At 56.9% G+C, this 12,811-nt stretch carries 13 protein-coding genes; 10 read left to right on the forward strand and 3 right to left on the reverse strand.

Annotated elements, in window-relative coordinates:
* Window positions 1–6: 6 nt before the first annotated feature.
* Entirely contained in the window at window positions 7–600 is a 594-nt protein-coding gene (locus OC71_RS02940; protein WP_041064640.1) for a TetR/AcrR family transcriptional regulator, read from the reverse strand.
* A gap of 197 nt (window positions 601–797) precedes the next feature.
* Here OC71_RS02940 and OC71_RS02945 point away from each other — a divergent pair, with 197 nt between their 5' ends.
* From OC71_RS02945 to OC71_RS02985, 9 genes are all read left to right on the forward strand, one after another.
* On the forward strand, window positions 798–1,475 hold the full coding sequence (locus OC71_RS02945; RefSeq protein ID WP_041063946.1) for a type 1 glutamine amidotransferase domain-containing protein: 678 nt from the start codon (window positions 798–800) through the stop codon (window positions 1,473–1,475).
* Between the two features lie 95 nt (window positions 1,476–1,570).
* Window positions 1,571–2,695 (forward strand): alkene reductase, encoded by a 1,125-nt coding sequence (locus tag OC71_RS02950; protein ID WP_041063948.1) that lies wholly within the window; start codon window positions 1,571–1,573, stop codon window positions 2,693–2,695.
* A gap of 238 nt (window positions 2,696–2,933) precedes the next feature.
* Window positions 2,934–3,494 (forward strand): GTP cyclohydrolase I FolE, encoded by a 561-nt coding sequence (folE, locus tag OC71_RS02955; protein WP_041063950.1) that lies wholly within the window; start codon window positions 2,934–2,936, stop codon window positions 3,492–3,494.
* Window positions 3,495–3,600: 106 nt separating this feature from the next.
* Window positions 3,601–4,143, forward strand: coding sequence for a DUF3833 domain-containing protein (locus OC71_RS02960; protein ID WP_041063952.1), 543 nt, complete (start codon window positions 3,601–3,603; stop codon window positions 4,141–4,143).
* Window positions 4,140–4,850: an SDR family NAD(P)-dependent oxidoreductase gene (locus OC71_RS02965; protein WP_041063954.1), complete on the forward strand. Its 711-nt coding sequence runs from the start codon at window positions 4,140–4,142 to the stop codon at window positions 4,848–4,850. The genes OC71_RS02960 and OC71_RS02965 overlap by 4 nt, the downstream gene beginning before the upstream one ends.
* A 14-nt stretch (window positions 4,851–4,864) precedes the next feature.
* Window positions 4,865–5,170 carry a DUF6482 family protein gene (locus tag OC71_RS02970; RefSeq protein WP_041063956.1) on the forward strand — a complete coding sequence of 102 codons (306 nt, stop codon included), beginning with the start codon at window positions 4,865–4,867 and terminating at the stop codon, window positions 5,168–5,170.
* A gap of 25 nt (window positions 5,171–5,195) precedes the next feature.
* A complete protein-coding gene (locus OC71_RS02975; RefSeq protein WP_041063958.1) occupies window positions 5,196–6,734 on the forward strand; it encodes a cryptochrome/photolyase family protein in 1,539 nt (512 codons plus the stop codon).
* A 158-nt stretch (window positions 6,735–6,892) separates the two neighbouring features.
* Entirely contained in the window at window positions 6,893–9,082 is a 2,190-nt protein-coding gene (locus OC71_RS02980; protein ID WP_041063960.1) for an ATP-binding protein, read from the forward strand.
* 59 nt (window positions 9,083–9,141) lie between these two features.
* Entirely contained in the window at window positions 9,142–9,585 is a 444-nt protein-coding gene (locus OC71_RS02985) for a TspO/MBR family protein (RefSeq protein ID WP_041064643.1), read from the forward strand.
* Window positions 9,586–9,636: 51 nt separating this feature from the next.
* Here the strand turns inward: OC71_RS02985 and OC71_RS02990 are convergent, their stop codons facing one another.
* Window positions 9,637–10,404, reverse strand: coding sequence for a TSUP family transporter (locus OC71_RS02990; RefSeq protein WP_041063962.1), 768 nt, complete (start codon window positions 10,402–10,404; stop codon window positions 9,637–9,639).
* Window positions 10,405–10,460: 56 nt separating this feature from the next.
* The gene (locus OC71_RS02995; RefSeq protein WP_041063964.1) at window positions 10,461–11,444 is read right to left on the reverse strand and encodes a hypothetical protein; all 984 of its coding nucleotides are present in this window, start codon (window positions 11,442–11,444) and stop codon (window positions 10,461–10,463) included.
* Between the two features lie 148 nt (window positions 11,445–11,592).
* On the opposite strand from OC71_RS02995, the gene OC71_RS03000 reads away from it, so the two are divergent.
* Window positions 11,593–12,462 (forward strand): LysR family transcriptional regulator, encoded by an 870-nt coding sequence (locus OC71_RS03000; protein WP_041063966.1) that lies wholly within the window; start codon window positions 11,593–11,595, stop codon window positions 12,460–12,462.
* Window positions 12,463–12,811: the final 349 nt, after the last annotated feature.

Below are 12,811 nucleotides of genomic sequence, written 5' to 3' on the forward strand. Positions count from 1 at the left end.
GGCGCTTCAGTTTGATGGCCGCTGCAAAAGCTGCTTCGTCATCACCATCGAGGTCTGCAATGACTGCCCGGTGCGCTGCAGCTTGTTCAGCAGACTGGCGCCCAACCAGAGCTGGTAAAGGGTTTCCGCCAGCTGACGAGCATCAGCATCCGGCACACTTTTATCCAGCTGCCCTGCTTCCAGGCACGTCGTGATCCGCGCAACGATGCGCTCGGCGCCGTCACGCAAGGTGAGGCGCATCGACTCGGACAGGTCGGCGACTTCCGCGCTCAACTTGACCACCAGGCATTCATCGCCGTGACCTTCCAGGGTGCAGCGGTTCTGCCAGCCCTGCCAGTAATCCATCAGCCGCTCATAGGCACTGAGCCCCGGCAGTGTCAGGCGTCGCTCCATATCTGCGAGGTAGCCGACGAAGTAATCCTCCAGCAACGCCTGGCCGTAGAGTTCCTTGGATTTGAAGTAGTGATAGAACGAGCCCTTGGGCACACCGGCGGTCTGCAGGATCTCGCTCAGGCCAACGCTGGTGAAGCCCTTTTCGGCCATCATGCGGTGGCCGGTGTCGAGCAGGTGTTGGCGGGTATCGTCGTAGGTCGGTTTCATGGGGCGCAAAATACCAAACATTAGACCAGTCGTATATTTCTGATGAGCAGGAGTTTGCCACAGTGATCGCGCGGAAACACCGCCGTAAAAAATTTACTAGACGACCGGTCTAATATGAATCTATGCTGTGCCCGTCATTCCTTCCAAGGTGTCGCAGACGAACCCGTCGAGGACACCCGACCACCACAGGGCGCTCTATGAAAATCTTGATGGTTCTGACTTCCCACGATCAGCTTGGCAACACCGGCAAGAAAACCGGCTTCTGGCTCGAAGAGTTCGCGGCCCCCTACTACGCCTTCAAGGATGCCGGTGCACAGATCACCCTGGTATCGCCGGCTGGCGGCCAGCCTCCGCTCGATCCGAAAAGCGATGAGCCCGATGCGCAAACCGCTGAAACCGAGCGCTTTCGCAAGGACCCTGCTGCCCAACAGGCACTGGCCAACACCGGGCGTCTGGCGGATGTCAGCGCTGAGGATTTCGATGCTGTGTTTTATCCCGGTGGCCATGGCCCGCTGTGGGATCTGGCCGAGGACAAACACTCGATCGCACTGATCGAAGCCTTCGACCGCAGCAACAAACCCCACGGTTTCGTCTGCCATGCGCCGGGTGTGCTGCGCCACGTCACGGCTGCCGATGGCAAGCCGTTGATTCAAGGCCGGGACGTCACCGGTTTCACCAACGCTGAAGAAGCCGCTGTGGGCCTGACCGATGTCGTGCCGTTCCTGATCGAGGACGAGTTCCAGCGTCTTGGCGGGCGCTACTCCAAAGTGGCTGACTGGCAGGTTCACGTGGTGATCGATGGCCAACTGGTGACTGGTCAAAACCCTGCCAGCTCGGCAGCCGTTGCTGAAACGTTGTTGAAGCTGTTGGCCTGAGCCACCAGCCTCCCGGACACCGTGCGCATCACGCACGGTGTTTTTTTTGCCGCATTACTAGTCGACTGGTCTAATAAGGCCAAAACAGGAATTCCATGAAAAACAGCCCTTTCTTCACGCCTTTCACCCTGGGCCAGCACACCCTGAAAAACCGCATCGTCCTGCCGCCCCTCACCCGCCAGCGCAGCACGCAACCGGGCAATGACGCCAACGCATTGATGGCCGAGTATTACCAGCAGCGCGCCGGCGCCGGTCTGCTGGTCACCGAAGGCACGCAGATCGAGCCTCGCGGTCAGGGCTACGCCTGGACCCCCGGCATTCACACGCCTGAACAAATTGCCGGATGGCGCATTGTCACCGAAGCGGTTCATGCCCGGAACGGCGTGATATTCGCCCAGCTGTGGCACGTCGGACGTGTGTCCCACACCGCATTGCAACCCGACGGCGCGGCCCCGGTATCCGCTTCCGCCATCGCTACTGAACGGGTCAGCGTGTTCATTGAAACCACGCCGGGCGCTGGAGAGCTGGTCAAGCCATCCGCACCGCGAGCGCTGAGCACCGATGAAGTCCAGGCACTGGTTCAGCTTTATATTCAGGCGGCGCGCAATGCGATGGATGCCGGTTTTGACGGGATCGAATTGCACTGTGCCAACGGCTATCTGGTGAACCAGTTCATTTCTGCGCACAGCAATGTGCGCACCGATCAATACGGTGGCTCGCTGCACAATCGCCTGCGTTTTCTGCGCGAAGTGGTGTCGGGTGTCGCCGAGTGCATCGGCAAGGAAAAAGTCGGCGTGCGGTTCGCGCCGCTGTTCACCACCACCGATGAAGCACGCACTTATCTGGGCATGGTCGAGGAAGACCCGCACACCACTTACATTGAAGCGATCAAGGTGCTTGAGGATGTGGGGATTGCCTACCTGTCCATCGCCGAGGCGGACTGGGACGACGCGCCCGTGATGCCGCAAACGTTCCGCCGCGCAGTGCGCGACACCTTCAGCGGCGCCATCATTTACGCCGGACGCTACAACGCTGAATCCGGCGCGCAATTGCTCGAATCGGGGCTGGCTGACCTGGTGGCGTTCGGTCGGCCGTTCATGGCCAACCCGGACCTGCCGGCGCGCATCGCCAATGACTGGCCGCTCAATCCGCTGAACCCCGCCACGGTCTACGGCGGCAATGCCGAAGGCTATGTGGATTACCCGACCTACAGCGAATAATTCCGCGAATTCGCCCAGCGCTCCCACTGCCCGGGAGCGCTTTCCCCTCTGCGCCAAACGCGCAACCTCGCACGCTGCGATGTGAGGTGTTCGCATCTGCATAAAAAAGATTGCCGATTGATTGTCAGGCGGATTTTTTCAGCCTATCTTGAGTAAAACCTATACAAAGAACTTAATTGCGTACAACTCTTGCGCTACGGATTGGCCCTCACGCACAGCACTGCTGCGAGTCCTCTGAATGAACCCACTACTAGCCAGCCATTACCGTGAAATTCTCGTCGGCGTCGGAGAAAACCCCGAGCGTGAAGGTCTGCTCGACACGCCCAAACGTGCGGCCAAAGCGATGCAGTATCTGTGCAACGGCTACACGATGAGCCTGGAAGACGTCACCAACGGCGCACTGTTCGAATCGCAAAGCGATGAGATGGTCATCGTCAGTGACATCGAGCTCTATTCCTTGTGTGAGCACCACATGCTGCCTTTCATCGGCAAGGCGCACGTGGCGTACATCCCCACCGGCAGGGTGCTCGGGCTGTCGAAAGTGGCGCGCGTGGTGGACATGTTCGCCCGGCGCCTGCAGATCCAGGAAAACCTCACCCGGCAAATTGCCGAGGCCATCCAGCAGATCACCGATGCCGCCGGCGTGGCCGTGGTCATTGAGGCCAGGCACATGTGCATGATGATGCGCGGCGTTGAAAAGCAGAATTCGGTCATGACCTCCTCGGTGATGCTCGGGGCGTTTCGTGACAGCACCACCACGCGTCAAGAGTTCCTGCAATTGATCGGGCGGCGAAGTTGATGTTCGACCCTCGATGGGTACGATAAACCTGTACAGCGAAAGTAGGCTGTACAAGCATGATCTTTCCAATTTCACCCTCCTGCCTGTGCCTTCAGGGAGAACGTCAATGACCCGAATTGTGCTCTTGCTGGCTCTGATACTCGGCGTTGCGAGCTGCGGCAGCGTGGATGTCAGTCGCTACGCCGATCAGCAACCGGCGTTGGATCTGCAGCGCTTTTTCAGCCAGCCGGTGAAAGCCTGGGGGATGTTTCAAAAGCGTTCCGGGGAAGTGGTCAAGCGCTTCGAGGTCAACATCGTCAGCCATCGTGAAGGTGACAACCTGATTCTTGATGAGCGCTTCCTGTACAGCGACGGTACGCGCCAACGCCGCGTCTGGACCCTGACGCCCGACGGCCAGGGACGCTGGAGCGGGCGCGCAGGTGATGTAGTGGGCGTCGCCACAGGTCAGGTGGCCGGCAATGCGCTGCACTGGCGGTATCGCCTGAACCTGCCGGTTGATGGCTCGACCTATGAAATGAGCATGGACGACTGGATGTACCAGATGGACGAGGACACGCTGATCAATCGCACCCGCATGTCCAAACTCGGTTTTGAAGTCGGTCAGGTGACCTTGTTCTTCCGTCGCCAGAGCGCGGGAGAAAATCAATGAACAGCCCGTTCAGCATGGCCTCCCTGGGCGATGGTTATCGCGCACTGGTGATTGGCGCCAGTGGCGCTATCGGTAGCGCATTTTGCCAGCAGCTCAGTCAGGACCCGCGCTGTGCCGGCGTTCGTGAGCTGGGGCGCCATACCGTTCCGGCGCTGGATCTGGAGCAGCCGCAATCGATCGCCAGCGCCGCCGCCGAACTGGCCGCGCAAGCGCCCTATCAGTTGATCGTGCACGCTGCCGGCCTGCTGCATCGTGAGCGGATCAAGCCGGAAAAGAGCTACAGCGCGATCGAGGCCGATGCGCTGCAAGCCGTGTTTCAAGTGAACACGCTGGGGCCGGCGATGGTGTTGCGGCATTTTCTGCCGTTGCTTGATCCCCAAGGGGCGATGGCGATGCTCTCGGCCAAGGTTGGAAGCATCGGCGACAACCGATTGGGCGGCTGGTACGCCTATCGCGCCTCCAAGGCGGCGCTGAACATGCTGATCAAGACCGCAGCGATCGAACTGGCCCGCACCCGCCCGCAAAGCCGCTTGCTGAGTCTGCACCCGGGCACTGTCGTGTCGGGGTTGTCGCAACCTTTTCGCGGGGCATCCAGCGCCCGCCCTGCGGACGTTGCCGCTGAACAGCTACTGAACCTGATTGACCAATTGACGCCGGCCGACAGCGGCCAGTTCTTTGCCTACGATGGACAACGCCTGCCCTGGTAGGCAAGGAGTGAAGCATGAATCTGCAAACCCTGACCGAACGCGCGGCCAACAGCGAAATTCGTGAGCTGGAGTTGCTGTCGCTTGAAGGTGGTTTTTATCTGGCCCGGGTTCGCCTGGATCACGGTCAGTTCACCTTGCTCGACGACGCGGCCAAACCCATGCACCTGCGTTCAATCACCCATCTGCGTGACTTGCTGCAGACCGTGCCGGCATTCCCGTGCGTGCTGGTGCAGCAATGCGTGCACGACGAAATGTGTGGCCGCGATACCGGGCCGGTCGAAGAGCTGCGCATTCCGTTTTCGATGGCCACGCCGTTATGAAACGAATCCTGCCGGACCGCACTGAATGAACCCGAATCGTCGGTTGTGCCTGGTGCTGGGCGATCAGTTGTCGTTCGATCTGGCCTCCTTGCAGACGCTCGACAGCGAGCGCGACACCGTGCTGCTGGTCGAGGTCATGGAAGAAGCTAGCCATGTACCGCACCATCCGCAAAAGATTGCTCTGATCTTCAGCGCCATGCGCCATTTCGCCCAGTCGTTGCGAGACCAGGGCATTCGTGTCGAATATGTGACGCTGGATGATCCGCACAACAGCGGTTCGGTGCCGGGGGAATTACGCCGCTGGCAACAGCGCTTGCAGGTCGAGCAAGTACACGTCACCGAGTGCGGTGACTGGCGCCTGGAACAATCGATCAAGGATTGTGGCCTGCTCGTTTGTTGGCACGCCGATTCGCGTTTTTTGTGCAGTCGCGCCGAGTTCGCCGCCTGGGCTGCGGGGAAAAAACAGTTGCGCATGGAGTTCTTTTATCGCGAGATGCGCCGCAAGAGTCGCTTGCTGCTCAATGGCGATGGCACGCCGGTGGGCGGTGCTTGGAACTTCGATGCCGAGAATCGCAAGTCCCTGCCCAAAGGTGTGAAAGCCCCCTACCCGATCCGTTTCAGTAACGACGCCATCACCGGCGAGGTGCTGGATCTGGTGCTGGCGCGCTTCAGTCAGCACTACGGTGCACTCGATGATTTCAACTACCCGGTCACCCATGCCGACGCGCAGGCGCTGTGGGACTATTTTCTGGATTATGGCCTGGCGGGTTTCGGTGACTATCAGGACGCCATGGCCAGTGACGAGCCGTTCCTGTTTCATGCACGCATCAGCGCCGCGCTCAATATCGGCCTGCTGGATTTGCGGCGGTTGTGCAGCGACGTCGAGTCGGCCTATTGGGCCGGCAGGATTGCCCTGAATGCGGCCGAAGGTTTCATTCGGCAACTGATCGGCTGGCGGGAATACGTGCGCGGCGTGTACTGGCTGAAAATGCCGGACTACGCACTGGGCAACGCCTTCGGCAACAGCCGTGCACTGCCGGAGTTCTACTGGACCGGTGCCACGCAGATGAACTGCATGCGCCAGGCCATCGGCCAGAGTCTGCAGCATGCCTACGCGCACCACATTCAGCGGCTGATGGTCACCGGCAATTTCGCCCTGCTCGCTGGCATTGCGCCGAGCCAGATCTGTGAGTGGTACCTGGCGATTTACATGGACGCCTTCGACTGGGTCGAACTGCCCAACACGTTGGGCATGGTCATGCATGCCGACGGCGGTTACCTCGGTTCCAAACCCTATTGCGCCAGTGGCCAATACATCAATCGCATGTCTGACTACTGCCGCGGCTGCGCCTACAAGGTCAGCGAAAGTACGGCGGACAATGCCTGCCCGTTCAATGCGTTGTACTGGCATTTTCTGATGCGCCACGGTGAACAGCTGCGCGGCAATCAGCGCATGGCGATGATGTACAAGAACCTCGACCGCATGCCGTCAGCCAAGCTGGAGGCGCTGTGGCAACGCGGGCAGAACCTGTTGGCGCGTCTGGATAACGGCGAATCGATCTGAAATCAGCGCTCGCTTGCGCCGGCGGTGAAACTTAAGCACAACGCGCCCGGTCAACGGATGATCGGCGCTCGAGTCCCCTGAGAGCGCAATGACACTGCCCGTGTTGTGCTTACGCGCTCTATGCAGCCAGCCCCTGAACATTCAACAAAGCAGGTCACATGGATACCCTTGAACACCTTAGTCGCGAAGCGCTCGAGTCAGAAGTCAGGCGATTGCGTGCGGCGCTTCAAAGCACTCAGGTCGACACACAGGACGTTGACCTCGAGCGCGACATGGCGGCGCAGCTGCAAGCCAGTCGGGACGCCCTCGCCCGCAGCGAGGCTCGCTTCATCACCATTCTGGAAACCATCGAATCGGCGTTTGCCATCGTCAAGGTCAAGTTCGACGCTGACGATAAGCCGGTCGATTACTACTTTGTCGAAGCCAATCCGGCGTTCGAACACCAGTGCGGCGTCAACCTGCGCGGCAAATGGGTGACCGAGTTCGCGCCCAATCTGGAAAGCTTCTGGTTTGAAACCTACGGCCATGTGGCCAAGACCGGGGAACCGGCGAACTTCGAGAATTACGCCAACACCTTCGAGCGCTGGTTCGACGTGCGCGCCGTGCGTGTCGGCGATCCGGCCGACCGGCAGATCGCCATTCTGTTCAACGACGTCACCCAGCGGCGTGACGCCGAGGAGCGTTTGCGAGCCAGTGAGGCCATCGCGCGGGAGAACGTCGAGCGTGTGCAACTGGCGCTCGCCGCGGGGGCCATTATCGGCACCTGGCACTGGGATCTGCTCACCGATCGTTTCGCCGTGGACGAAGCATTCGCCCGGGTGTTTGACCTCGACCCGGCGCTGGGCCGCGAAGGGCTCAGCCTCGAACAAGTGATGGTGACCGTGCATCCCGAAGACCGCGATGGACTGACCAGCGCGATCAACGAAGCCATCGGCCGCGGTGGCGCCTACTCCCATCAGTACCGCGTGCGTCGCACGGACGGCAAGTACCAGTGGATCGAGGCCAACGGCCGGGTTGAGTGTGCAGACGATGGAACGCCGCTGCGCTTTCCCGGTGTACTGATCGATGTCGAGGAGCGACGCAATGTCGAAGCGGAGCGCGACCGCGCCATTGCTGCATTGCGCGCGCTCAACGATACGTTGGAGCAACGCGTTTCATCGCGCACTGCAGAGTTGATGCAAGCCGAAGAGAAACTGCGTCAGTCACAGAAAATGGAAGCCGTCGGCCAACTGACCGGGGGCCTGGCGCATGACTTCAATAATCTGTTGGCCGGCATTTCCGGCGCACTGGAGTTGATGGGCGCACGCATCAGCCAGGGACGGCTGAACGAAGTCGACAAATACATGATGACCGCCCAGGGCGCGGTCAAGCGTGCGGCCGCCCTGACCCACCGGCTGCTGGCGTTCTCCCGACGCCAGACCCTCGATCCGCGCCCAACCGACGTCAACACGCTGATGACCGGCATGACCGAACTGATCCAGCGTACGGTTGGCCCCAGCATCGTCCTGGAAACCCGCGCCGCGCCGGGGCTTTGGCCAACGCTGGTGGATGCCAGTCAGTTGGAGAATGCTCTGCTCAACCTGTGCATCAACGCGCGCGATGCGATGCCGGACGGTGGGCGCATCACCATCGAAACCGCCAACCGCACGCTGGACGGCGAGACCGCGCGCACCCTGGACATGCCAGAGGGCGAATACCTGTGCCTGTGCGTGACCGATACCGGCACCGGCATGACCGCCGATGTCATCGCCAAGGCCTTCGACCCGTTCTTCACCACCAAACCGCTGGGCCAGGGCACGGGGCTGGGACTGTCGATGATCTATGGTTTCGCCAAGCAATCCGGCGGCCAGGTGCGCGTGCATTCGCAGGTCGGCCGGGGCACAGAAATGTGCATTTATCTGCCTCGCTATCATGGCGAACCGCTGCCGAATCAGGATCACAAGGACAACGCGCCGGCCGCCGTGCCCAAGGCAGGCGAGACCATTCTGGTGGTGGACGACGAGCCTACGGTGCGTGCGCTGCTGACTGACGTGCTCGGCGATCTCGGCTACACCTTGATAGAGGCTGCTGACAGCGTGGTCGGGCTGAAGATGTTGCGCTCGGACATTCACATCGACTTGCTGATCACCGACGTCGGCTTGCCGGGTGGCATGAACGGTCGGCAACTGGCCGATGCCGGCCGGGAAATCCGCCAGAACCTGAAGACCCTGTTCATTACCGGGTACGCGGAAAACGCGGTGATTGGTGCCGGTCAGCTTGGCCCGGACATGCAGGTGCTGACCAAGCCTTTCGCCGTCGACACGCTGGTGGCGCGGGTCAGCGACCTGCTGGCGATGAAATCCGAATGAGCGACCGTTGCGGCGCTGTAATCCCAGAGAGAGTGGCTGCGGCCAAGGAGTAATAAATGGTGACGTTTCTGATTTTCCTGATCGCGTGCGGTGCTGCAGCGAGTACCGGGGTGATTTTCAAACCCGGGTCATGGTACGAAGGACTGAATAAACCCGGATTTACCCCACCCAATTGGGCGTTTCCGGTGGCCTGGACGATTATCTATCTATTGCTGGCCTGGGCCGGTTATCGCTTGAGCCTGATTCCCGGCAGTCAGACCGTGTTGGCACTGTGGGCCGCGCAGATCGCCTTGAACACACTGTGGACGCCGGTGTTCTTCGGCGCGCATCAGGTGTTGGCCGCCATGGTGATTCTGTTGGTGTTGTGGCTGGTGGTTGCGGTGATGGTGTTTATGGCGTTGCGCCTGGATGTGATCACCGGGCTGATCCTGTTTCCTTATCTGGCCTGGTTGTGTGTGGCAGCGGCGTTGAATTTCTCGATTCTGCGCAATAACCGTGGGTGATCAAGCGCAACAGCCAACGTTCATTGGAGCGCTGAAGGGGTTGGATTTCATCTATGAAAATAGAGACAGCCCCATTCTGCCAATCAGGAAAACCAGCAGAATCAGGAAAAAGATCCGAATAAAGCCACTGCCATACCGCAGTGCCAGAAAAACGCCAGTCAGCGAGCCGGCAATATTGCACAGTGCTACGACGCCACCTACCGCCCACAGAACATTTCCCGTTGGTACAAAAAACATGAGCGCGGCGCAGAACGTGCCCAGATTCACCAGCTTTGCGGAGGCGGAGGCATTTAAAAAATCAAAGCCAAAATATTTGACGAAAATGAATAGCAGAAGGCTGCCGCTACCCGGACCGAAGACGCCGTCATAAAAACCAATCAAGCCACCAAAAAAAATGCCCCACGCAATTTCCTTTGTTCCGCAATGAAATTCAGTGCTGATCAGGCCTAATCTTTTTTCCGCGAACGTATAGATCGCCATCGCTATCAAAACAAAAAAAACAACGAACTCCATGATTTTTTTGGGAACGATTGACACTGAAAACGCGCCAATGAACGCAAAAACGAATGCCGACAGCATGGTGGGCAACATCAGTTTCCAGACAATTTTTATTCTTTTGGTATAGCTGTATATCGAAGAAAGATTGCCCGCAAGAACTGCCAGCTTATTGGTTCCAAATACGGTTGCCAAACTATATTGAGGAAGCGCATGCAAAAGTGCTGGCAGCTGTACAAGCCCGCCACCACCTACCGCTGCATCTATCAAACCACCACAGAATGCAAAAAAGCCTAAAGCGAACAACGCTTGTTCAAAATCCATTCAGGAGATCCTTTCGGGACTGAAGTTCTCCGCAAAGTATCACAACATTCTCCAGGTTAATTTTCCGCAGTAAAATATCGATGCATGGCCTCGAAAGCTCTTCCTACGCGCTCGTTATAGTTGAGCATGATGCCTTTCATGCGACCGAGCTTGAAAGGTATATCCATCGCTCGGCCGTACGCTTGCGCGGCCGCCAACGCATGAAGACCATGTTTGTTTTCGACTTCGCCTGAGTGCCCCATCACATAACCTTTAGCGTTACGTAGAGCTTGAATATCTGTTTTTAGCAGAGGATTGACTTCAAGCAACTTTGCTTCAATGTACTGAGCGATGAAATTATATTCACGACCATTCCAAAGTTCTGAAGCGATAGAAACCATCATGGCATCCATGATTGAACTCTTGTGCTCTATCGAATTCAGAGCTGATTTGTGTTCTGAGATTCCAGTACTGTAAAGAAAATCTGAGAATTCATTGCATTCTCGAACTTTGTGTTGATTTTCAATCCAGGCAGTCGCGTTAAAAGCTGAAGTCATGTATTCGAACATGCCATCATGCCCAGGGTGCCCGAGCCCGAAGTCGTCTTTCGCAACTTCATGCATGTGTGCCATGACATTCAGATATTCGATGTGTCTTTCAGCAGATACGGATAGTGCGTCTGCTGAGAGTCGCATAATTATTTTTGCAGAGACCAAGCTGGTGGTTTTATGTGTTTCATTCCATCCATTAAAGAATTTCAGAACAGCCGAATCCATTGCGGCCTTTTCAAGAAACGCTTCAAATGCGTTCTCGGCATGGCGCTGGGCATCCTGGGTAATGGGATGATTAAGCACTTCCAGCATGGCATCCTGAATGTCAGGGATATGCGTGACGTTTGCCAATACGGGCTGTCTGCGCTGATTCTGCAATATCACTCGACCAGGTATTTTCAAATTCCTGATGTGCTTTGGCAGAGCGTCTATAAAAGCTTCACCAAACTCTTGCATGGATCTGTAACTATTAAATGCGTCAACGCGACTCTGCAACATGGTTGAGTTCATGAGCTTATCCTTCTCCCTAAAGATATGCCGAGTTAATCCGCTGATTTAAACTTCCACAATCAGATCAGGCTTTAAACAATATGTGACTTGAAGGGTTTCGACAAGTGACTTATAATGATCAAACCCTTCATTATAAGTGAGCAATGGCATGGAGCTTTCTCAACTTACTATGTTCAAGACTGTAGCGGATCACGGAAGTATCATTCGCGCCTCTGAATTACTGCACTGTGTGCCGTCCAACATTACCAACAGAATCAAACTTCTGGAAAAAGAACTTGGGGTATCTTTGTTTATCAGGAAAGGTCGAGGGCTTGTTATCAGCCCTTCCGGTAGATTGTTTCTTGGGTATGCAAACAAAATCCTGTCTTTATGCCAGGAATCACAAAGAGCGCTCGATCCTGCGGCGGCGCCATCAGGACTCTTGAAGATCGGGGCAATAGAGTCATCGGCCACCGGCAGACTGCCCAAGTTGCTCTCAAAGTTTCATCAACTCTATCCGTCTGTGCAAATGCAGTTCAGCACCGGTGACTGGTCGCAGTTATTGAATGATGTGGTTGATCATAAACTCGACGGTGCCATCATTGCTGTCAATCAGGATCATCCTGATATTGAAAGTATCGAAATCTACATGGAAGAACTGGTATTGATTGCCTCTTCAGCTGCGGGGCACGTGCATAATCCGCAGGACTTGAGTGGCACGGATATATTCATGTGGCCTGAAGGCTGTCCTTATAGAAAGGCGCTGGAAAACTGGCTGCAAGCGCATGGTGTTGTTAGCCCCATAACTAGCATTGCCAGTTATGGAACCATTCTTGGGTGTGTCAGCTCAAGAGCGGGTGTTTCGTTAGTGCCCAGAGGCGTTTTTGAACAGTTTCGCAGGATCGGTGACATAAGCGGCCATGTATTTGACGACCTGCACCCAATACAGAATTATTTTATATGGAATAAAAACAGTGGACCTCATCGAGCAAAAGAAAAATTTGCGGAGCTGCTCGTAGAGGAATTCAAGGACGTCTGACGTCATTTTTACAGTATTGCGCGCCCACTGATCTCAGTGTCTGCCCGGCGTGTTGGCCTTTCTGAGCATTCGTTCTCGTGAGTCGAAACGGCAGCAGCCGTACGTCGGTTGATGCCTGGCACGTCGAATCGGCGTTTATCGACTCACTCTCCCCCCTGATGATTGACACCTGTCAAAAATCCCATTTAACCAGACGTAATTGCGACTTTGCCTCACGCTCCACCAGCCCTTGCCGGTCCCGTGAGCGCTCACGCCTGCCCGCAAACCTGCGTAGCGGCGTTGTTCTATGCTTCATTCTGAATTAGTGATTTAACTAGGTAGTTACCTAACTATATAATGCACGCCTCAT

Source organism: Pseudomonas sp. W15Feb9B (genome assembly GCF_000828175.1).
Taxonomy (GTDB): domain Bacteria; phylum Pseudomonadota; class Gammaproteobacteria; order Pseudomonadales; family Pseudomonadaceae; genus Aquipseudomonas; species Aquipseudomonas parakoreensis.